Source organism: Vreelandella halophila (assembly GCF_009856365.1).
GTDB lineage: Bacteria > Pseudomonadota > Gammaproteobacteria > Pseudomonadales > Oleiphilaceae > Halospina > Halospina utahensis_B.
On record NZ_WMEX01000002.1, the window covers coordinates 60,300 to 80,396 of the forward strand.

Genomic DNA, 20,097 nt, shown 5'->3' on the forward strand with positions numbered 1-20,097 from the left:
GCCGGCGTCAGTGGGGCTCGTCAGCCCGGCGCGTGAGGGCGATGGTCTGGTCCACGATCCGGTTGACCAGTTCATCCGGCAGGTCATGGCCCATGCCCCGGATCCAGGCCAGACGCACCCCCGGTATCAGCCGGTGCAACCGGCGTGCGGCCTGGGGCCGGATCAGGGGATCCGCGGTGCCATGCAGGATCAGGGTGGGCGCGTGGATGCGGCGACTGTAGTCCGAGAGATCACCAGTGGCGAGGATGGCCCGCATCTGGCGCAGTATCCCCCTGGGCCGGTAGCTGCGATGGTAGTCGGCACGGATGTGGCGTTCCGTCTCCACCAGGTCGCGCGGGTACGCCGGGCTCTGGATCCGCTTCCAGAGTCCCAGCCCCCGGGCGACGGCCGCCTCCTCGTCATGGCCTTTGACGCCGCCACCCTGGAGCCACCAGATCACCTCTGGTTTGGGCAGGGGCATGCGAGGACTGTTGTTGGACGTCATGACCAGCGCCAGACTGCGCACCCGCCGGGGATGAGTCGCCGCCAGAAGCTGGCCGATCATGCCACCCATGGAGACCCCCTTAACGTGGGCACTCTGGATGCCGAGGGCATCCATCAGCCCCACGGCGTCGCGGACATGATCATGAAGGGTATAGGGCGCGTCCAGCTTCAGGCCCATGCGGAACCGGGCCATGGCCATCACGGGATGGCCGTCCACCGACGCCTCTATCTCCGAGGAAAGACCGATGTCCCGGTTATCGTACCGGATCACCCGGAAACCCGCGCGAGCGTAGCGCTCCAGCATGGCTTCCGGCCACAGGGTCATCTGTGCCCCCAGACCCATGATCAATAACAGAGGTGGTCCCTCCGGGTCCCCCCGTTCCTCCACGCAGAACGTCAGACCATTGCTTTCGATGTACCGGGTTTCAGGTGTCACTCTTACCTCCTCTGCCGGGCAGCCAACGCTCACCCAGCAACAGCAGAATCGGGGTAACCAGCAGCGTAAGCACGGTGGCAAAGGCCAGACCGCCTGCAATGGCGCTGGAAAGCTGGGTCCACCACTGGGTGGACGGGGCGTTGATGCCCAGCGCGGGGGTGAGCAGGTCCACGTTCACACCCAGCACCATGGGCATCAGGCCCAGTATTGTGGTCACGGCCGTCAGAAGGACCGGCCGCAGACGCAGGCATCCAGTCTCAAGGGCGGCCTCATAGGGTGACAGGCCCTCCCCGCGCATCACATTGAAGGTGTCGATCAGCACGATGTTGTTGTTCACCACAATGCCGGCCAGCGCAATGATGCCCATACCCACCATCACCACGCCAAAGGGCTGGGCATTGAGCAGCAGCCCCAGCAGCACGCCGGCCGTGGACAGCACAATCGCGGAGAGAACCAGAACCGCCTGATAGAGGCTGTTGAACTGGGTCACCATGATGGTGAACATCAGGAACAGGGCGACCGCGAACGCGGTGCTCAGGAAACGGGCCGACTCCTGCTGATCCTCGTTCTCACCGGCCACTTCGATGCGGATACCGTCCGGAAGTGACGGCATGGCCGACTGCAGCGTCTCCAGCCGCTCCGTAACCTGCTCGCCGGAGGCCACATCCGCCTTGATGGTGATGGCCCGCTGGCCGTCCACGCGCTTGATCACGCCCGTCTTGGGCGCCGGCTCAAGATCCATGAAGTTGGTGATCGGCACCTGGCCGCCTTCCGTGTGCAGGGTCAGACGCTCGAACTGGTCCAGGTTGCGCCACAGCTCCGGCAGCCGCACCAGGATATCCACCTCATCCCGCACGCCCTCCGGCCGGTAGGTGGACAGTACCAGGCCGTTGGTCACCAGCCGGACCACATTGCCCACGCTGACCACATCGGCCCCGAAGCGCGATGCCGCCTCACGGTCCACGTCGATCTGCCACTCGATGCCGGGCAGGCTGCGGTCATCCTCAACATCCACGAAACCGCCCACTTCCTCCATGGTCGCTCTTATCCGATCCGTGGCCGTATCCAGCTTCTGTTCACCCACACCGCGCACCTGAAGCTCCACGGGCTTGCCCTGGCCGGGCCCCTGTTGCTGCTGCCGGAATTCCAGCTTGATGCCTGGAATATCCCGGGTGCGCTCCTGCAGATCCGCCAGGATACGGCTGGCCGGGCGGCGCTTCTCCCAGTCGACCAGCTGGAACTGGATGGTGCCAATCACATCGGGTGCCATCTGGTCCCCGGCGCTGGCCCGGGAACGGGCGTACAGCGCCTCGACCTCCCGGAGCCCGTACATCCGTTTCTCCACTTCCCGGACAATGGCGTCGCGTTCGTACACGGACAGGTCGCCACGGGCCCGGATGTGCACCTGGGCGGAATCCGGCTCCACGTCCGGAAAGAACTCAACGCCATGATTGAAGGCCCCGTAGGCGCCATAGATGCCAGCCATGGCCACCAGGAGCAGCAGAAGGGTACGGCCGGGCCAGGTCAGGGAGCGGTCCAGCAGCCGCCGATACGCCTGACCAAAACGGCTCGGCCGGTTATCGCCGCCTTTCGCGCGCCCGCCACTGACTCCACCCAGTATGGGCAGGAAGATCAGTGCCATGACCAGTGACATGAGCAGACAGAGGATCACCGTGATCGGCAGGAACTTCATGAATTCGCCCACCACCCCGGGCCAGAACAGCAGCGGGATGAACACCGCCAGGGTGGTGGCCGTCGAGGCGATGACCGGCCAGGCCATGCGGATGGCGGCCTCGGCCCAGGCCTCGCGCGGCGGCATGCCCGACAGGCGGTTCCGGTCCGCCAGTTCCGACACCACGATGGCGCCGTCCACCAGCATGCCGGCGACCAGGATCAGGCTGAACAAAACCACAATATTGAGGGTATAGCCCAGCAGCCAGATCAGGAGGATACCCGAAAGGAAGGCACCTGGAATGGTCAGGCCCACCAGCAGCGCCGAACGTGGGCCCATGACGGCCACCACGATGACCAGCACCAGCACGATGGCCGTCAGGACGTTGTTGAGCAGGTCGGAAAGGATGTCATTGACCTCGTCCGACTGGTCCATGATGGTGGTGATCCGCACCGCATCGGGCAGCCGCTCGCGCGCCTGATCCATCAGGTGCTGGACCTTCTGGACAGTCTCGATGATGTTGGCGCCTGTGCGCTTGGAGATTTCCAGGACCACTGCAGGTTCGCCGTTGATGCGCGCAAAACCCTCCGGATCCTTGAAGGTGCGCTGGAGGGTGGCCACGTCCCCGAAGGTGACCACGGAATCATCCGCCACCTTCAGGGGCATGGACATGACATCCTCCAGGGTCTCGACCACCCCGGGCACCTTGAGGGCCATGCGGCCGGCGCCGGTATCCAGACTGCCGGCCGCCACCAGCTGGTTGTTGCGGGCCACCCGGTTACCCAGGGTGGCGTAGTCGATCCCGTAGCTGTCCAGAACCTGCGGATCCACGACCACCTCGACCATGTCCTCCCGGTCACCGGCGATCTCCACTTCCAGAACTTCCGGAATCCCCTCCATCTCGTTCTGGAGATCCCGCGCCATACGGATCAGTTCCGGCTCGGACAGTGGACCGGAAAGACCAATGGTCAGCACCGGGAAGAGCCCCACGTTGACCTCGTTCACGCGCGGCTCCTCGGCTTCCGAAGGAAGATCCGCCCGGGCAATGTCCACCTTTTCGCGCACATCCTGAAGCGCCTGATCGGCGTCAAAGCCGGCGTCGAATTCCAGCATGACCGAAGCATGGCCCTCACTGGCCGTCGAGCTCATCTCCTCGACACCTTCCAGCGAGCGCAGTTCCTGTTCCATCGGGCGGACCAGCAGCCGTTCCCCATCCTCCGGGCTGACGCCCTCCAGCGCCATTGAGACGTAGATCATGGGGATGGGGATATCGGGATTGGCTTCCCTGGGTATGGTCTGGAAGGCCACTATTCCCGCCACCACAAGGAAGATCAGGGTCAGTATGGTGGTGCGTGCGCGGTCCAGGGCCGCGTTGATGAGGCCACGCATGCTCAGTCCCCGTTCCCGCCGGCAGCGACCGGTGTGACCTGCTCACCTTCACGGACAAAACCAGCGCCGCGGGTGATCAGTCGTGTGCGCAGCGGCAGGCCGGTCACCCAGGCGCCATCATCATCGGTACTCAGAAGCCGTACCGGGGTGAACACCACTTCGTTGTCGGCGGAGACATGGCGGACACCCAGACGGCCCGCATCATTGAGCCTGAGATGTGCCGGGGAAAGGCGGGTGGCCAGTTCCGGCGCCAGGCCGATGCGCAGCGTGGCGCTGGAACCGGCCACACGCCAGTGGTCGGGATTGGGCACGGCAGCCTCAATGCGGAAGCTTCGGGTCTCCGGATGCGCGGAGTTGGCAATGAAAGACAGATTGCCACTGAGCTCCCGCCCATCAAGCAGCTCCACCCGCACGGACTGGCCATTGGCGAGTTTTCCGGCCTTCTGTTGGGGAACCCGGCCACTGACCTTCAGGCGTCGGGTCTGCACCAACTCCGCAAGGGGGTCGCCGGGCTGGAGCTCGTCCCCGATCTCGGCTTCATGGCTGTTGATGCTGCCGTCGAACGGCGCCTGGGGCGTGAGGTCATCAAGGGCAATCCGGGCCTGTTCCAGTTCCGCCCCGGCCGCTGCCATTTCAGCACGCCGCGCCAGGTACTCGGACTGGGAGGCCAGATCCGCGCCACGCAGCCGGGAGGCAGCCTCGACGTCCGTACGGGCACGCTCCAGTTCCGCTCGTGCCTTTTCCAGCTGCTCCTCCCGATCCTCCTCGGAAAGCCGGGCGATGCGATCGCCTTTGGCGAGCTCGGCACCGAGAGGCTCAAGGCTCTCCAACTGTGCTGCGATGCGACTTCGGATCACCACGGTGCGCCAGGGCTCAACCTGGCCCTGGATCACAACTTCCGGCTGGAAAGGCGTGGCCAGACGCTCGCTCACCTCAACCCGGGAAATGATTGGCTCTGACTCCTCGTAGGGATCCTCCATGTTGCTGGCACTGCGGCGGACATCCCCGCTGAGCAGCCAGAGCACCAGAAGGATGACCAGCGCAATCGCCATTGCCACCGGCCCCCGGGGGATTCTGTTGATCATTGAGCTACCTCCCTTCCCTGGACCGGATCCGGCCCTGTCAGGCCAGCGACGATGAATTCCACCACATGCTCAAAATAGGCCTCGAGACTGGGGGTCCCATGGCGCTCCGGGCCCAGGCCGCCGGCGGCAATACGTTCCATAACGCCCTGAAAGATGGCATCCACGCCCCAGAACAGGCCCTCAATGGGTTTGTCCGGTACTTCGCCGGCTTCGATGGCAGCCCGGACCAGCTCATGGAACAACACCTGGTAGTCCCGGTCCAGAGCCTCCATGGCCGCGCGTTCGTCTTCTCCCAGGCGGGCCTGGAGTTCGGGGCGGTCGCAATGCAGACACAGCTGGACATCCACGGGGTGGGCCTGCATCAGGGCAAAGGCTTCGTGCAGGACGCGCCGGATGCTCTTCAGAGGGGTTCCGGCCGGCTCCAGGGCACGGTAATGGGCCAGACAGTCACGGGAGAAACGCAGGGCAAGGCGGGCATAGATGCTCTCCTTGCTGCTGAAGTGCTTGTAGACCGTACCCTTGGCGACACCGGCATGCTGGGCGAGCTGGGCGATGGTAACGCGCTCCCAGCCGCTGTCGCGGAACAGTGACAGAGCCGTATCCAGCAGCAGGGTTTCCCGCTGCTGGAAGAGTTCATCCTGATAGCGCACCGGTGTCGGACTCCTTTAGTGACCAGCGGTCATTGTATGACCGGAAGTCACAGCCGGCAAGCAGCCCCGACCGGGGCATTGGAGTCACTGACTGCCGGGTTGCCAGCTCTGGATGGCTTCATAGGTGTCCGCCACGGTATCGGCGTCAAAGGGCTTCTGGATCAGCCCGGCAAGGCGGCCGTTCGGGGAGATGATCGACAGGTGGGCGCTGTGCTCGACCACAGGGTTGCCGTTGGCATCCGTACTGTGGGTGAAGGTGGCGTTGAGATCCGCGGCCAGGCTTCTCAGGGTTTCGAGGTCGCCTGTGAGGCCCCGGAAATCGTCCCCGAAGAAAGTGACGTAGCGGCTCAGGGCTTCCGGTGTATCCCTTTCCGGATCCGCAGTGATCATAAGGAACTGGGGCTCCGTAGCCCGGTCCGAAATGCGGCTGTCTGCCTTGGAGAGTGTTGCCATGGTGGTCGGGCAGATGTCCGGACAATGGGTGAAGCCCAGAAAGGCCAGCGTCCACTGGCCGCGGAGGATGGACTCATCCACCGTGTTGCCCTGTTCATCGACAAGGGAAAAATCAGCAATCGCGCGCGGCTTGTCATAAAGGTAGACGTTGTCCGCAGCCACCTCAGGGGGCTTGGCATTCCCGCCACTGCTGTACTGGGAGCCCAGCCAGACGTTGTAGATGGTCAGTGCCATCACACCGGCCGCGACCATGAAAAGGATGATGACGGTAATGGCGATGTTGCGGTTCTGGGACATCAGATCTCCGGGAAGCGGACAAAGTGGTCAACCAGCAGGACGACAAACAGCAGCATCAGGTAGGTGATGGAATACTTGAACGTATCCAGCGCGACACGCCGGTCATCCCCCCACCACAGCCGAAACGCGTACTGCAGGAAACGCAGCCCGAGCAGGGTGGCGCCGACCAGATAGATCATGCCGGACATACCGGTCGCTACGGGCAGCAGGCTCACGGCGAACAGCATGAAGGTGTAGAGCAGGATATGCAGTTCGGTAAAACGGTTGCCATGGGTAACCGGGAGCATGGGAATATCCACCTGGGCGTATTCCTCCTTGCGATGAATCGCCAGGGCCCAGAAGTGGGGCGGCGTCCAGGCAAAGATGATCAGCACCAGCAGCAGGGCATTGGGGTCCACGGTTCCGGTTACGGCGGTCCAGCCCAGAAGGGGCGGCATGGCACCAGCAAGCCCGCCGATAACGATGTTCTGGGGGGTGGCGCGCTTGAGGAAGACGGTATAGATGATCGCATAGCCCACCAGCGATGCCAGCGTCAGCCAGGCGGTGATCATGTTTACCTGCCAGACGAGCACCAGCATTCCGGCAAGACCCAGGGTGGCGCTGAAGCCAAGGGCATCGGCGTTGCTCAGGCGCCCGGTGGCAACCGGCCGGCGCCGTGTACGGGCCATGCGGGCGTCGATCTCATGGTCCACAACATGGTTGATGACGGCAGCGGCGCCGGAAAGCAGGGCAATACCCAGGTTGCCCCAGAAAACGGTGGCCAGAGACGGCAGCCCGGGCTCAGCGACCAGCATGCCGATGATGACGGTCATCAGCATCAGTGCGACTACCTTCGGCTTGGTCAGCTCAAGATAGTCGCGCCATGTAATGGCTCGTTTCGCGGATGCGGTATTGTCACTCATAGGAAATTCCGGTATTCACGGATTCGAGGGCGCGACGCGCAGTCTTTCCACCCGCACGAGGAGATTGACGAGACCCAGCAGGAGAAAGGCCCCGAATGCGTTGTGGGCCATGGCGATCGCCAACGGAACCTGGAGGAGAATGTTGAGAACACCCAGAGCAACCTGCACCAGGAGCAGCGCGAGCCCAGCACCGGCAGCGCCGGCGAGGGCGGATCCCCGTGCTCTTCGGATCACTGCCAAGAATAACGTACCAAGGGTCACCAGAACCACCAGTGCTCCGATGCGATGACTCTGGTGGATGGCCACGCGCGCGTCGTTGCCCAGTTGACCACCCAGGTAGTTGGGCCCAACGGACTGGAAGAAATTGAACCCCTCAGCGAAATCCATCTCCGGCCAGAGCGCGCCCTGGCAGGTTGGCAGGTCGGTGCAGGCGACCGCGGCATAGTTGGCGGCCGTCCACGCCCCGAGCGCAATCTGCAGGACCAGTAGAACCAGCCCCCCATAAAGCCAGGGCCGCATGGCCAGGACACGGGCCCGGGGTTCCGGAGGCAGATCGTCATGGCCCGTTCGACCTTCAAGACGCCTGAACAGCAGAAACATGAGGCAGAAGGTGGTAAAGCCGCCCAGCAGGTGAGCCGCTACGACCTGGGGCCAGAGGGAAAGGGTGACGGTCCAGGCACCGAAAGCCGCCTGCAACACCACGAATCCCGCCGCGAAGCTGGCCAGCCCGGCGGGTGCGCCCGCCCTGCGGTGGCGAATGCAGGCGGCGGCAATGCCAAAGATCACAAGACCCAGGGTACCGGCCGCATAGCGGTGGATCATTTCGGGCCAGCCCTTGCTGGCGTCAAAAGGGGCCTCGGGGAACCGGGCCTGCGCCTTCGCAATGGTCTCCTCACCGCTGGGGACCGTCAGATGACCGTAACAGCCGGGCCAGTCCGGGCAACCCAGGCCCGCATCCACCAGCCGGGTCCAGGCGCCGAGCAGGATCACGATCGTGGCCAGAACCAGTGCGCTGAGCGCGGCCCGGCGCAGACGTGGGAAAGCAGTGGCCGGTGAGCGGCCCGAAGCTGTACTCATCGTTTTATCCGGATTCAGCCAAGTGGGGAAACTTCCAGCAGATGTTCAAGGTCTTCCAGCACATCATCCCCGGAATGGCGCTGGTCGTAGCGCAGGACCAGGTTACCCATGGGGTCGACGATGAAGACGGTCGCCTCGGCATCATCCGCCGTGTATGCCGCCAGGGGATTGGCCTCCCCGGCGGAGAGCGGTACCAGCCTCCGGTCATCCGCACCCTCCGGTACACTGCCATCCCTGCTGATGAAACCACGGCGCACGCGATTCCAGTCGCGGTGCAGGAGCTGGTGGACGCTGCCTGTGCGGTCGAGCCACTCCACGCAGGCATCACCGCAGTCTGCCGCGGTGACCAGGATCCACCACTTGGCATCCTCGTTTTCCTGCAGGAAATGACTCCGGAAAGGCTCGCCATCCGGGTCGCGGATCCCCTGGTCGAGCACCTGTTCGTTGCCCTCAACGAATTCGCCCTTGTTGGTGGTACTGCCCGGCATACCCCAGCCGGTATAGTACATAACCGTAGCGGCCATCAGGGGCAGGATGGCAATCAGGAACAGCAGCGCGGCCTTGCGGCGGGCGCGCCGGGTTTCCTCGTCACTGAAACTGTTCTGGCTCACTCAGGATTCCTCATCTCGGCGAAAGCTGGTTGCGATGGTCAGAGTCAACAGCACGACTGCCAGCCCGAACCACTGCACGGCATAGCCGTAGTGGGTTGCGGCGTCCATCCGGTCCGGCGTCCAGCCAGTACGCAGCGCCCCTGGTTGCCCCTCATCCGCCAGCCGGACAGGAGCAGCGGCGACATTGGAGAGGGTTCCCCGGGCATCCGCCCGGTCCAGGCTGGCCACCCGTCTCGGCCAGCCATCCGGATTGACCGCTTCGACCCGGCCAAGCACCAGGGGCGTGGGCCAGGACCAGACATGGCCTTCAATCGTCCGCCTACCGTCGGGCGTCTCCGGGTGCGGAAGGCGGTCACGCTCCCCCGGTGCCGCAATCCAGCCCCTGTTGACCACAACCGGCCCGTCTTCGGTATGGAAGGGCTGGAGCACCTCGTAGCCGGGCCGGCCATCCCGGGTCCGGTTGTCCAGAAGCCACTGGACTTCTGGGTCATATTCACCCGAGAGCGCCACCGGCTGCCCTTCGAGGGGACGCTCGACCGGCCATTCAACAGGCCCATCGGTGTCCGACCAGCGAGCCTGGCGCTCCGCCTTGTCAAAGCCCCGGTCAAGCTGCCATACGCCCAGCCCGAGCAGCAGCGGCAGGAACGCGATGGCAATACCCCAGATGGCCCGATTCGGCCGCCAGCGCCATTGGCTCCGGGATTCAGTCATGCTCTGTTATAGTGATCGGGTTGTTTCAGCGTCAAGAGATTCGCCATGCTCAAGTTACTGATCGTCCTCGTACTCATCGGCATCGTTGCCAGCCTGACCAGCAGTTTCTTTTTCATGATGAAGGATGAGGGCAGTCGTCACAGAACTGTGAATGGACTGATCGTCCGGGTGTCGCTGTCCGCGCTGCTGCTGGTTCTTATTGGGGTGGCGGCGATGACGGGCAATCTGCAACTGAACGCGCCGCCCTTCTGAGCGGCGCGTCAGTTTTTCAGATTACGTAGACGAAGACGAAAAGCATGATCCAGACCACGTCCACGAAGTGCCAGTACCAGGCACCTGCCTCGTAGCCGAAGTGATCATGGGCGCTGAAATGCCCTTTGATCAGCCGCATCAGGACAACGAACAGGATGATCCCACCCAGTAGTACGTGCAGTCCGTGGAATCCGGTCATCAGGAAGAATATGCTGCCGTAGATACCGGAGTCCAGCGTCAGATTCAGATGGCTGTAGGCCTCAATGTACTCCTCGATCTGGAAGAACAGGAAAATCGCGCCCAGGGCCACGGTGGCCGCCAGCCAGTAGATGGTCTGCTTGCGCTTATCGTACTTGAGCGCCTTGTGAGACAGCGTCAACGTGATGGACGACGTCACCAGGATCAGGGTATTCAGCAGCGGCAGCCCCCAGGGACCGATAACTGAATCCGGGCCAGCGAACTGGCTGTTATCCGGATTGCTCAGCAGGGGCCACTGGGCCTGGAAGCCTTCCCAGAGCATATTGGCGGTGCCTTTGGCGCCTTCACCACCCAACCAGGGAACGGCGAAGAACCGGATATAGAAGAGGCTGCCGAAAAGTGCCGCGAAGAAAGCCACCTCGGAGAAGATGAACCAGCTCATGCCCTGACGGAAGGAACGATCCATCTGGGCATCGTAGAGCCCGGCGCGGCTTTCGCGGATCACATCCCGGAGCCAGCCGGTGATCATGTAGATCAGGACCAGGGCCCCGATCGTGAATACGACCCAGGCTGTGGTGGTGGGATCCCCGTTGGACTGATTCACCAGGAGGGTGGAAAGCCCGAAGAAGGTCAGGAACATCCCGATGCTGCCCACAATGGGCCAGATGCTCGACTCCGGGACGTAATAGGACTGGTTGCTCGACATGCAGCCTCCGCTGTTCTTGTTCCGTTACGGTTTCCGTTTTTCCGGACCGCCGGGGTCAGTCGACCCGCGGCGGCTGCTCAAAGGTGTGATAGGGCGCCGGAGACGGAACCGTCCACTCCAGACCTTCCGCACCTTCCCAGGGTTTGGCGTCCGCCTTGGGACCGTTCTTCACAGCCCTGTAGACAATGAAAACAAGCAGCAGCTGGCTGGCGCCGAACAGGAAAGCACCGATGGTCGAAACCTGGTTGAAGTTGGCGAACTGGATCGGGTAGTCCGCATAACGCCGTGGCATACCGGCAAGACCCAGGAAATGCATCGGGAAGAAGGCGATATTCAGGCCGATGAAAGACAGCCAGAAGTGCGCCTTGCCCAGTGCCTCGCTGTACATGCGGCCGGACCACTTGGGCAGCCAGTAGTACACGGAAGCGAAGATGCCGTAGATGGCGCCCGGTATCAGGACATAGTGGAAGTGGGCAACCACAAAGTAGGTGTCATGGTACTGGAAGTCCGCGGGCGCGATGGCCAGCATCACGCCGGAGAGCCCACCCACTGTGAACAGCACCACGAAACCGATGGCGAACAGCATGGGGGTTTCAAAGCTGATGGAACCACGGAACATGGTGGTGATCCAGTTGAAGATCTTCACCCCTGTGGGCACCGCGATGATCATGGTGGCGTACATGAAGAACAGCTCACCGGGCAGCGGCAGCCCAACCGTGAACATGTGGTGCGACCAGACCAGGAACGACAGGATAGCGATCGCGGCCGTGGCGTAGACCATGGAGGTGTAGCCAAACAGCGGCTTGCGCGAGAAGGTCGGGATGATCTGGGAGATGATGCCGAACGCCGGCAGGATCAGGATGTAGACCTCCGGGTGACCGAAGAACCAGAAGATGTGCTGGTAGAGCACCGGATCACCGCCACCCGCGGCATCGAAGAATGCGGTGCCGAAGTGGATATCCATGAGCAGCATGGTCACTGCACCCGCAAGTACCGGCAGCACCGCGATCAGCAGGAAAGCGGTGATCAGCCAGGTCCAAACGAACATGGGCATCTTCATCAGGGTCATGCCGGGGGCGCGCATATTGATGATGGTGGCGATCACGTTGATCGCGCCCATGATGGAGGAGATGCCCAGGATATGGACGGAGAAGATGAAGAAGGTCGTGCTGTCAGGCCCGTAGGTCGTGGACAGGGGCGCATAGGCTGTCCAGCCGAAGTTCGGAGCGCCGCCATCCATGAACAGGGTGGACATCAGGATCAGGGAACCGGTCACCAGCAGCCAGAAGCTCCAGTTGTTCATGCGCGGCAGGGCCATGTCCGGTGCCCCCACCATCAGCGGGATCATCCAGTTGGCCAACCCCACGAAGGCCGGCATGACGGCGCCGAAGATCATGACCAGACCATGCATGGTGGTCATCTGGTTGAAGAAGGCCGGCTCCACCATCTGGAGGCCTGGCTGGAACAGCTCGGCACGGATGATCATGGCCATGGCGCCGCCCGCGAGGAACATCGCGAACGAGAACACCAGGTACATGGTGCCGATATCTTTGTGGTTGGTGGTGAACAACCACCGTCCAATCCCCTTGGCGGGGCCGTGATCGTGGTGATCAGCGGCGTGAGCGTCTGCGACCGAACTCATGATGAACCCCCGTTACTCAAACGCTGAATACTTAACCGTCGTCGCCGGTCTGCTCGGCGACCCATTCGCGGTACTCGTCCTTCGGCACTGCCTTGACCTCAATCGGCATATCGGAGTGCCCCTGACCGCACAGCTCAGCACACAGACCGTAGTAGGTGCCGGGCTCCTCGATCTTTGTCCAGTTCTTGTTGATGAATCCGGGAATCGCGTCCTGCTTCCAGCCGAACTCCGGTACCCACCAGCTGTGGATGACGTCGTTGGACGTGATCAGGAACCGGATCTTGGTATCAACAGGCAGAACCAGTGGGTTGTCGACCGAATACTTGTAGTCTTCCGTCTTCTCGATCAGGTTCCTCTCGGCATCACGTGGTGTATCCGCAGAACTGAAGAAGCTGATGTCCTCATCCATGTACTCATACTGCCAGCGCCACTGGTACCCGGTGACCTTGATCTCCATCTCGGCGTCGGAGGTGTCGTACATGTCGACCAGAGTGCCAGTGGCCGGAATGGCCATCATGATGAGGATCAGGAAGGGAATGACGGTCCAGATGATCTCCACCGTGGTGTTCTCGTGGAAATGCGCCGGCTTCGCCCCCTTTGAGTGACGGTAGGCCAGAACCGACCAGAGTATGGCCAGGAAAACACCCACACCGATCACAACACAGATCCAGAACACCCACATGTGAATGTCATAGATGGTGTTGCTTATGGAGGTGACACCTTCAGGAAGGTTAACCCCCCACTCGGCAAGGGCGCTGGACGGCGCCGTTACAGCAGTCGCCAGGGCACCGGCACGCAGGGCCTGCACGCTCATACCTCGTCTCCAACAAGAATTGTGTTTCGGCCCCGCGCACCATAAACCGGGCCGTGGCGTCGAACCCTGGGGAACGCGGGGATATGTATGGGTCTCTCGCGCAAAGTTACGCAGAGTTTATCGTTTTTTGCGCGTATGACAACCGTCAAGACCCAATTCTATCGTGTCCGGCCAGCCCCGACCACCCGGCGGGCACTGCCCGCAAACTCAGCTACACTGAGACTAAACCGCTTGCGGTCTCCATCCACCAGCGCTGTACGGTCCATGACGCCGGAGTCCATCACCCAGATCATCGCCCAGGCCGTGGCCCGGGAATCCGCCGGTGGCCAGTTCCAGCAGGCACTCCGCACCAGGGCGGAAGTCCTGCATGGGCTGTTCCGGGTGGAGGCCGAAGACCCGGCAGCGGCGCTGTACGGATTTGCCCGCGAATACGTGGAAATGACGCCCGGGCTCATCCACTGCGTCCGGATCTGCGCCGAACGTGCAGGGGTCGATGCACTGTTTCACCCCTTCCTCAAGACAGCCACCGGTTATTTCGCCCATCCGTCCGTGCTTCTGGCAGGCTATGAGGGTCTGGAGGGGCTGCTGGTGAAAGCTTACCAGTGCCACCGCCTTATGGAGGAGATGTACGAGAACAACCGGTCGTTCCGCAACAGCAATCTTCTGGAACCAGAAGCCACCGAGGCGAACCTCCTGGTGCATCATCTCATCGGCGAGCCTTTTGCCAACGAGCTCGATCAGGCCATACTGATCACGGTACGCCAGATTGTCGGTTCGGGCGACTATTACGATCTGGATCTGGCGCCCTTTGTCGCCCAGGCCAGCGACGAGGCCTGGCAGTGGATGCACGAATACTGGACCAACCTGCTGGCGCGCAACGGAATCCATTTCCGGTTCTCGTTCCGCTCAGCACTGTAGGAAATGACCGAAGGGGACTCAGGTGCTCAACCAACCGGATCTTGCCCGTCTCATACTGCGTCTGGCGCTGGGTTTTCTGATCCTGCTGCACGGGATCAGCAAGCTGCTCAACGGCATCGGGCCAATCGAGAACCTTCTGGCTGCGCACGGCCTTCCGGCCATACTCGCGTGGGGCGTTCTGATCGGTGAAATCCTGGCGCCCGCCATGCTGATCCTGGGTGTTCACACCCGTGTCGCAGCGGTGCTGGTAGCCATCAACATGGTGTTCGCTCTGGTTCTCGCACACCAGCACGAGCTGCTCACGCTCAAGACCAATGGCGGCTGGGCCCTGGAGCTGCCGGTGCTTTTCCTGGTGAATGCGGTGGTGGTCCTGATGCTCGGGCCTGGCCGCTACCGGGCCCATTCCTGACTGGAGCGGACCATGCTGACAACACGGAAGTCAGTTGCCATTCTTCTGCTGCTCGCGCTGGCACCCCCCCTGCTGGCGGGCACTGACGGCGACGACGGGCCCATCACGCTCTGGAAGCGCAACCATGAGAGCCCGGCCATCCGCGAACTCGTGACGATGGCACTGGCGAAGACGCCGGATTACGGGCCCACGGAAATCCGCGCCAGCATGCCCATGGCCCAGGCCCGGGCGACCCGGCATCTGCGCGCCGGGCACAGGAACCGGGTCCGCATTGCGAACGTTGCCTCTTCCCCGGAACGCAACCGCGAACTCAGACCCGTACCGATTCCCATTGCCCAGGGCATGCTGGGATTCCGCATCTGCATCATCCGCAAGGGTGACCAGGCGCGGTTTGACCGGATCTTCTCCGCCGACGACTTCCAGCAGCAGGGCCTGACCATTGGCCAGGGTACGCACTGGCCCGATACCCGCATCCTGCGCCAGTCCGGTTTTGAGGTCGTGACCTCGCCGCGTTTCAGTAACCTGTTGACGATGCTTGAGAGGGACCGCTTCGACTGCTTCCTGCGCGGGGTTGGTGAGATCCTGATCGATCTGCAACAGTATCAGGGCGACCGGCTGACGATAGAGGACGGGCTCGTATTCACCTATCGGATGCCCTCATATCTGTTCGTGGCCCCGGATGACGAGCACATGGCCGAGCGGCTTACCGTGGGGCTGCACCGTGCCATGCTCAGCGGCGACTACGAGGAATGGTTCAGCACCTATTTCCGCAGGCCGATCCAGAAGCTGGACGTCATGGACCGGGTCTTCATTCCCCTGCCGAACCCCTTCCTTAAAAATGGGGGATCACCGGTGCAGCTGCCGCTGCTGCCGATACGCCCGGACCTTCTGCTGCCGGTGCCTGAGGGCAGCCGCTGACCTCCCGCCTTAATGGGTCCCGCCGGACCCGGAAGGCAGGATCCGCACCGGCTGTGGCGTATCGTCCTTTTTCGGCGGATCCGGTTCGGTGGGTGTGACGCGGGTCTTCAGGGTTTCCGAGGCCGGGGTCATGTCCGCCGCCTCGGGCTGGCGATCCTCAAAGCCACAGTCCACGCACTCCCGGAAGGTGCCTTCCTCGGTGGTGTACATCACGATCCGGTCCATGGCACTGCAACGGGGGCAGACCGCCCCGGCGATGAAACGTTTCTTCAAGCTGGCTCTCCCGCGGCTGAGGCCGCCCGCTCCGATTCAGTGATTCCCGACTGGCGCAGCAGTGGCTCCTCGCTGGGCTCGCGCCCCCGGAAGGCCCGGTAGAGCGCTGCGGGTTCGCGTGAACCACCCTTTTCCAGAATATTCTCGCGGAAAGCACGCCCCGCCTGCGGATCAAAAATGCCCTGCTCCTCAAACAGCGAGAAGGCATCCGCGGCCAGCACTTCCGCCCACTTGTAGCTGTAGTAGCCCGCGGCGTAAGGGCCAGCGAAGATGTGTCCGAACGCCTGCGGGAAACGGTTGAACGCCGGTGGATGCACCACGGCCACCTGGTTGCGGACCTCGGTCAGAAGCGCCAGCGGGTCCACGGGGTCAGCCGGGTCGTATTCACTGTGCAAACGGAAATCGAACAGCGAAAACTCCAGCTGGCGCACCATCTGCATGCCGCTCTGGAAGTTGCGCGCCGCGAGCATACGTTCGAGCATGTCGTCCGGCAGCGGCTCGCCGGTCTCGTGATGGCCGGCAATCAGCGCCAGTGATTCACGATCCCAGCACCAGTTCTCCAGAAACTGGCTGGGCAGTTCCACCGCGTCCCACGCCACCCCATTGATGCCGGAGACATCCGCAACGTCCACCTGGGTGAGCATGTGATGCAGCCCATGACCGAACTCATGGAAGAGCGTCACCACCTCATCGTGGGTGAGCAGGGAGGGCTGCTCGCCCACCGGCGGGGTGAAGTTGCAGGTAAGGAAGGCTACAGGGAGCTGCACGCTGCCGTCGTCATGGCGCCAGCGGACACGGCAGTCGGCCATCCAGGCGCCGCCACGCTTGCCCTGGCGGGCATAGAGGTCCAGATAGAAAAAGGCCAGGGGCTGACCACCGCGCTCCATGCGGTACGCGGTCACGTCGTCGTGCCAGGCCGGAATGCTCTCATCCGCCACGATGCGCACATCGAACAGCTTCTCGACGACCTGGAAAAGGCCCTTGATCACACGGCCCACAGGGAACCAGGGCCGGACCTCCTCCTCGGAGATGCTGAACCGGGCCTGGCGCAGTTTCTCGCCATAATAGCCCAGATCCCAGGCCTCCAGGGGGTCGGGACCACCCTGTTCCCGGGCGAATTCACGCAGCTCTTCAAGCTCGCGCTCGGCCACCGGCTTCGCTCGCCCGGCCAGCCGGTTCAGGAAGCCCAGCACCTCGTCCTCGCTGGCCGCCATCTTGGTTGCCAGGCTCAGCTGGGCGTAGTTGTCGTAACCCAGAAGCTGCGCCTGCTCGTGCCGGCGCTTCAGGATCTCGTCAATCAGCGGGCTGTTGTCCCAGGTCCCCGCATCCGGGCCCTGATCCGAGGCGCGGGTGGTGAACGCCTCGTACACCTCACGGCGCAGCTCACGGTTATCGCAGTAGGTCAGTACCGGGTAGAAGGAGGGGAAATACAGGGTGATCACCCAGCCGTCCATGCCACGCTGCTCCGCCGCCTGGCGGGCGCTGTCCAGAGCGGTCTGCGGCAGGCCGGCGAGCTCGGATTCATCGGTCACCTGGCGGTACCAGTTCTGGGTGGCATCCAGCACATTGTCGCCGAAGCGGCTTTCCAGATCCGCCAACTCCTGGGAAAGGGTGGCGAAACGCGCCTTCTGCGCCTCTGGCAGATCCACGCCACCGAGCCGGAAGTCACGCAGGGTCTGGCGGATGGCCTCCTGCTGGTCCTCCTGCAACCGGCCAAACTCATCACTGGCCGCGAGCCGCTTATAGGCCTCGCACAGCGCCTCGTTCTGGCTGATCTCGGAACCGTACTCGGTAATCTTCTGCAGGCAGCGCTTGTGAACCTCGCGGATCGCCTCGTCGTTCATCACGCCATTGAGATGGGAAATGATCGCCCAGGCATTGTTGAGGCGGTCGTCCAGCGCCTGCATGGGCTGGGCCAGGCTCGCCCAAGTCGGCGCCTGCTGCTCCGCCAGTTCCGCCACGCGCGCCCGATTCTCCTTCAGGATCCGGTCGATGGCCGGCTCCATGTGCTCGACATCAATGGCATCGAACTTCGGCAGCTGGTCCTGAGCCAGCAGAGGATTGTTCATGGAGCGTCTCCTGCGTGTGACCTTGATGCAATCATGATGACATACTTCCCGTAACCACCCTAAGTTCAGATGGAGGACCCACCATGACCCGGATCCGCAGCCACAAGGGCGATCACCCCCAGCTCGGGGACCGCGTATGGATTGATCCCACCGCCACCGTCATCGGCGACGTGGTACTGGGCGACGACTGCTCGGTCTGGCCCATGACCGTTATCCGCGGCGACATGCACCGCATCCGCATCGGCAGCCGCTGCAGCATCCAGGACGGCTCCGTGTGCCACATCACCCACGCCGGCCCCTACAACCCGGACGGCTTCCCCCTCACTGTGGGCGATGATGTCACGGTCGGGCACAAGGCCCTGCTGCACGGCTGCACCATCGGCAGCAGAGTGCTGGTCGGCATGGGCTCCATCATCATGGACGGTGCCGTTGTGGAAGACGAAGTCATCATCGCCGCCGGCACCCTGGTACCGCCGGGCAAGACCCTGGAATCCGGCTACCTGTACCGCGGCAGCCCAGCACGCCAGGCCCGCCCCCTCACCAACGAGGAGCTTGAGTTCTTCACCTACACTGCCGGAAATTACGTCAAGCTCAAGGACGAATTCCTTGCCGACGCCCCTTGAAAATACGCGGGCAGTCCCTATCTATCCAATAGGGCGTTAGGGAAGCGGACTGATGATCCGGCGCCGGTCAGCCACGCTCCCCCTGACGAAGCTGTTGTCCCGACATGATTTCAGGTTCGTTGAGAGGAGGTGATAACCATGACAGCCATGACCCGCTGGAATCCCTTTGCCGAGTTCGAAGACATTCTCGACCGGTACAACCGTCAGATGGCCGGCCGCGATACAACACCGGCGACCAACGGCAATCGGGAAATCCTGCAGAAAACCGACTGGGCTCCCTCGGTGGACATCACCGAAAACAAGGATGCCTTCGTCATAACCGCGGAACTGCCCGGTATCCGGAAGGAAGACGTCAAAGTCTCGGTGCACGATGGCGTGCTGACCATTCAGGGCGAGCGTAACTTCGAGACCACCGAAGACGACGCGAAACGGCACCGGGTGGAGCGGTTCTACGGCCACTTCGCCCGCAGCTTCACACTGCCCGAGCATGTGGACGACGAGAACATCAAGGCCAACTACCACGATGGCGTGCTTGAGCTGACCCTCGCCAAGCAGGAGAAGGCCAAGCCCCGGGCCATCGAGGTGGAGGTCAACTGACCCCTCGGGGCAGGACGCCCCATGGTGCTCCGGCGCCGGCACTGCCGGCGCCTTTTTTATGCCCGGAACTCAGTCCCCACCACCAGTGTCACAGTCCGGCTCATAGATCTCGATCTCCACGCGCCGGTTCTTCTCGCGGCCTTCCGCGGTGTCGTTATCAGCGATCGGCCGGGTTTCGGCCCTCCCCGCAGCCACCACATTCTCCGCAGGTATGGCCCGATTGAGCACCAGCTCATGCACCAGGGACACGGCCCGCGCCGCGGACAGATCCCAGTTGGAGCGGTAACGGTCACTGACGATGGGCCGGTTGTCCGTATGGCCGGTGACGACCACCTCGCCGTCACAGCGGGCTACAATCTCCACGATGTCGGCCACCACAGGGCGGATGTCGGGAATCAGCTCAGCACTACCCACCGGGAAGGTCGCCTCGTCATTGAAGCGGATCACCACCCTCTGGCGATCAAACCCGACGTCGATCTGCTCCTCACTGACCGCCTTCTCCATTTCCGAGATCAGCATACTGGCGAGCTGTTCCACCCCGGGATGCACATCCGGGCGCGCCGGTTCCGCCGAGGCCTGCCCCCGGAGCATGGCGTCGCCCTCGGAAGGGGCCGCGGGTGCCCCGTCCATGGGGATGGGGACGTCCTCGCTGATGGCCGGCGATTCCGTATCCTCATCCGCCAGCCCCTGGGGCTCGGGCATCTGATCCGGGGCCATATTGAATGCCTCAACCAGGGACGTGACCATGGCCCGGTACTTCTCCGCATCCATGCTGGAAAAGGACAGCATCAGGATGAAAAAGGTCATCAGCAGCATGAACATGTCCGCCAGGGTGGTCATCCACCCGGGAGAACTGCTGCTGGTGTTGCCGCGTCTGGACCGGCGCTTCGGCAGTGCCGCCATCAACGCCCT

The 20,097-nt window shown here is 62.9% G+C and carries 21 protein-coding genes; 6 read left to right on the forward strand and 15 right to left on the reverse strand.

What is annotated here, in order from left to right:
* Window positions 1-7: 7 nt before the first annotated feature.
* From GLW01_RS03610 to GLW01_RS03650, 9 genes are all read right to left on the reverse strand, one after another.
* A complete protein-coding gene (locus GLW01_RS03610; RefSeq protein ID WP_225741707.1) occupies window positions 8-919 on the reverse strand; it encodes an alpha/beta fold hydrolase in 912 nt (303 codons plus the stop codon).
* Window positions 909-3,980 carry an efflux RND transporter permease subunit gene (locus tag GLW01_RS03615; RefSeq protein ID WP_160898169.1) on the reverse strand — a complete coding sequence of 1,024 codons (3,072 nt, stop codon included), beginning with the start codon at window positions 3,978-3,980 and terminating at the stop codon, window positions 909-911. Before GLW01_RS03615 ends, GLW01_RS03610 begins: the two co-directional genes overlap by 11 nt.
* A gap of 2 nt (window positions 3,981-3,982) precedes the next feature.
* Window positions 3,983-5,065: an efflux RND transporter periplasmic adaptor subunit gene (locus GLW01_RS03620; RefSeq protein WP_160898170.1), complete on the reverse strand. Its 1,083-nt coding sequence runs from the start codon at window positions 5,063-5,065 to the stop codon at window positions 3,983-3,985.
* Complete coding sequence (locus GLW01_RS03625; protein ID WP_151440195.1) at window positions 5,062-5,715, reverse strand: TetR/AcrR family transcriptional regulator; 654 nt, start codon at window positions 5,713-5,715, stop codon at window positions 5,062-5,064. Before GLW01_RS03625 ends, GLW01_RS03620 begins: the two co-directional genes overlap by 4 nt.
* An 84-nt stretch (window positions 5,716-5,799) precedes the next feature.
* A complete protein-coding gene (locus GLW01_RS03630; protein ID WP_151440194.1) occupies window positions 5,800-6,465 on the reverse strand; it encodes an SCO family protein in 666 nt (221 codons plus the stop codon).
* On the reverse strand, window positions 6,465-7,367 hold the full coding sequence (gene cyoE, locus GLW01_RS03635) for a heme o synthase (protein ID WP_151440193.1): 903 nt from the start codon (window positions 7,365-7,367) through the stop codon (window positions 6,465-6,467). Before cyoE ends, GLW01_RS03630 begins: the two co-directional genes overlap by 1 nt.
* 15 nt (window positions 7,368-7,382) lie before the next feature.
* Window positions 7,383-8,444, reverse strand: coding sequence for a COX15/CtaA family protein (locus GLW01_RS03640; RefSeq protein ID WP_160898171.1), 1,062 nt, complete (start codon window positions 8,442-8,444; stop codon window positions 7,383-7,385).
* Between the two features lie 14 nt (window positions 8,445-8,458).
* A complete protein-coding gene (locus GLW01_RS03645) occupies window positions 8,459-9,055 on the reverse strand; it encodes a hypothetical protein (RefSeq protein WP_160898172.1) in 597 nt (198 codons plus the stop codon).
* Entirely contained in the window at window positions 9,056-9,766 is a 711-nt protein-coding gene (locus tag GLW01_RS03650; RefSeq protein WP_151440190.1) for an SURF1 family protein, read from the reverse strand.
* A gap of 45 nt (window positions 9,767-9,811) precedes the next feature.
* Here GLW01_RS03650 and GLW01_RS03655 point away from each other — a divergent pair, with 45 nt between their 5' ends.
* A complete protein-coding gene (locus tag GLW01_RS03655; RefSeq protein WP_151440189.1) occupies window positions 9,812-10,018 on the forward strand; it encodes a DUF2909 family protein in 207 nt (68 codons plus the stop codon).
* A gap of 16 nt (window positions 10,019-10,034) precedes the next feature.
* Here GLW01_RS03655 and GLW01_RS03660 read toward each other — a convergent pair whose 3' ends face one another.
* From GLW01_RS03660 to coxB, 3 genes are read right to left on the reverse strand one after another with little or no spacing between them, the layout of a single operon-like run.
* Window positions 10,035-10,922, reverse strand: coding sequence for a cytochrome c oxidase subunit 3 (locus GLW01_RS03660; RefSeq protein WP_151440188.1), 888 nt, complete (start codon window positions 10,920-10,922; stop codon window positions 10,035-10,037).
* Window positions 10,923-10,977: 55 nt separating this feature from the next.
* Window positions 10,978-12,564 (reverse strand): cytochrome c oxidase subunit I, encoded by a 1,587-nt coding sequence (gene ctaD / locus GLW01_RS03665; protein WP_160898173.1) that lies wholly within the window; start codon window positions 12,562-12,564, stop codon window positions 10,978-10,980.
* Window positions 12,565-12,595: 31 nt separating this feature from the next.
* Window positions 12,596-13,378 (reverse strand): cytochrome c oxidase subunit II, encoded by a 783-nt coding sequence (gene coxB / locus GLW01_RS03670; protein ID WP_160898174.1) that lies wholly within the window; start codon window positions 13,376-13,378, stop codon window positions 12,596-12,598.
* Window positions 13,379-13,642: 264 nt separating this feature from the next.
* On the opposite strand from coxB, the gene GLW01_RS03675 reads away from it, so the two are divergent.
* From GLW01_RS03675 to GLW01_RS03685, 3 genes are read left to right on the forward strand one after another with little or no spacing between them, the layout of a single operon-like run.
* Window positions 13,643-14,296, forward strand: a complete 654-nt coding sequence (locus GLW01_RS03675) for a hypothetical protein (protein ID WP_151440185.1) — start codon at window positions 13,643-13,645, stop codon at window positions 14,294-14,296.
* A gap of 22 nt (window positions 14,297-14,318) precedes the next feature.
* Complete coding sequence (locus GLW01_RS03680) at window positions 14,319-14,705, forward strand: DoxX family protein (RefSeq protein ID WP_160898175.1); 387 nt, start codon at window positions 14,319-14,321, stop codon at window positions 14,703-14,705.
* Between the two features lie 12 nt (window positions 14,706-14,717).
* Complete coding sequence (locus GLW01_RS03685) at window positions 14,718-15,623, forward strand: ABC transporter substrate-binding protein (protein ID WP_160898176.1); 906 nt, start codon at window positions 14,718-14,720, stop codon at window positions 15,621-15,623.
* A gap of 9 nt (window positions 15,624-15,632) precedes the next feature.
* On the opposite strand, the gene GLW01_RS03690 is transcribed toward GLW01_RS03685, so the two are convergent.
* Window positions 15,633-15,896, reverse strand: a complete 264-nt coding sequence (locus GLW01_RS03690; RefSeq protein ID WP_198949356.1) for a YheV family putative zinc ribbon protein — start codon at window positions 15,894-15,896, stop codon at window positions 15,633-15,635.
* Window positions 15,893-17,965 (reverse strand): M3 family metallopeptidase, encoded by a 2,073-nt coding sequence (locus GLW01_RS03695; protein ID WP_160898177.1) that lies wholly within the window; start codon window positions 17,963-17,965, stop codon window positions 15,893-15,895. The genes GLW01_RS03690 and GLW01_RS03695 overlap by 4 nt, the downstream gene beginning before the upstream one ends.
* A gap of 83 nt (window positions 17,966-18,048) precedes the next feature.
* On the opposite strand from GLW01_RS03695, the gene GLW01_RS03700 reads away from it, so the two are divergent.
* A complete protein-coding gene (locus GLW01_RS03700; protein ID WP_160898178.1) occupies window positions 18,049-18,588 on the forward strand; it encodes a gamma carbonic anhydrase family protein in 540 nt (179 codons plus the stop codon).
* Between the two features lie 138 nt (window positions 18,589-18,726).
* Window positions 18,727-19,185 carry an Hsp20/alpha crystallin family protein gene (locus GLW01_RS03705; protein ID WP_151440179.1) on the forward strand — a complete coding sequence of 153 codons (459 nt, stop codon included), beginning with the start codon at window positions 18,727-18,729 and terminating at the stop codon, window positions 19,183-19,185.
* A 69-nt stretch (window positions 19,186-19,254) separates the two neighbouring features.
* On the opposite strand, the gene GLW01_RS03710 is transcribed toward GLW01_RS03705, so the two are convergent.
* Window positions 19,255-20,088, reverse strand: coding sequence for a flagellar motor protein MotB (locus GLW01_RS03710; RefSeq protein WP_151440178.1), 834 nt, complete (start codon window positions 20,086-20,088; stop codon window positions 19,255-19,257).
* Between the last annotated feature and the right edge of the window lie 9 nt (window positions 20,089-20,097).

Bases quoted from the DNA above. Each gene is read 5' to 3' on its own strand.
- GLW01_RS03615 (WP_160898169.1), bottom strand. From the start codon at position 3,980: ATGCGTGGCCTCATCAACGCGGCCCTGGACCGCGCACGCACCACCATA.
- GLW01_RS03620 (WP_160898170.1), bottom strand. From the start codon at position 5,065: ATGATCAACAGAATCCCCCGGGGGCCGGTGGCAATGGCGATTGCGCTG.
- GLW01_RS03630 (WP_151440194.1), bottom strand. From the start codon at position 6,465: ATGTCCCAGAACCGCAACATCGCCATTACCGTCATCATCCTTTTCATG.
- cyoE (WP_151440193.1), bottom strand. From the start codon at position 7,367: ATGAGTGACAATACCGCATCCGCGAAACGAGCCATTACATGGCGCGAC.
- GLW01_RS03640 (WP_160898171.1), bottom strand. From the start codon at position 8,444: ATGAGTACAGCTTCGGGCCGCTCACCGGCCACTGCTTTCCCACGTCTG.
- GLW01_RS03650 (WP_151440190.1), bottom strand. From the start codon at position 9,766: ATGACTGAATCCCGGAGCCAATGGCGCTGGCGGCCGAATCGGGCCATC.
- GLW01_RS03655 (WP_151440189.1), top strand. From the start codon at position 9,812: ATGCTCAAGTTACTGATCGTCCTCGTACTCATCGGCATCGTTGCCAGC.
- GLW01_RS03660 (WP_151440188.1), bottom strand. From the start codon at position 10,922: ATGTCGAGCAACCAGTCCTATTACGTCCCGGAGTCGAGCATCTGGCCC.
- ctaD (WP_160898173.1), bottom strand. From the start codon at position 12,564: ATGAGTTCGGTCGCAGACGCTCACGCCGCTGATCACCACGATCACGGC.
- coxB (WP_160898174.1), bottom strand. From the start codon at position 13,378: ATGAGCGTGCAGGCCCTGCGTGCCGGTGCCCTGGCGACTGCTGTAACG.
- GLW01_RS03675 (WP_151440185.1), top strand. From the start codon at position 13,643: ATGACGCCGGAGTCCATCACCCAGATCATCGCCCAGGCCGTGGCCCGG.
- GLW01_RS03685 (WP_160898176.1), top strand. From the start codon at position 14,718: ATGCTGACAACACGGAAGTCAGTTGCCATTCTTCTGCTGCTCGCGCTG.
- GLW01_RS03695 (WP_160898177.1), bottom strand. From the start codon at position 17,965: ATGAACAATCCTCTGCTGGCTCAGGACCAGCTGCCGAAGTTCGATGCC.
- GLW01_RS03700 (WP_160898178.1), top strand. From the start codon at position 18,049: ATGACCCGGATCCGCAGCCACAAGGGCGATCACCCCCAGCTCGGGGAC.
- GLW01_RS03705 (WP_151440179.1), top strand. From the start codon at position 18,727: ATGACAGCCATGACCCGCTGGAATCCCTTTGCCGAGTTCGAAGACATT.
- GLW01_RS03710 (WP_151440178.1), bottom strand. From the start codon at position 20,088: ATGGCGGCACTGCCGAAGCGCCGGTCCAGACGCGGCAACACCAGCAGC.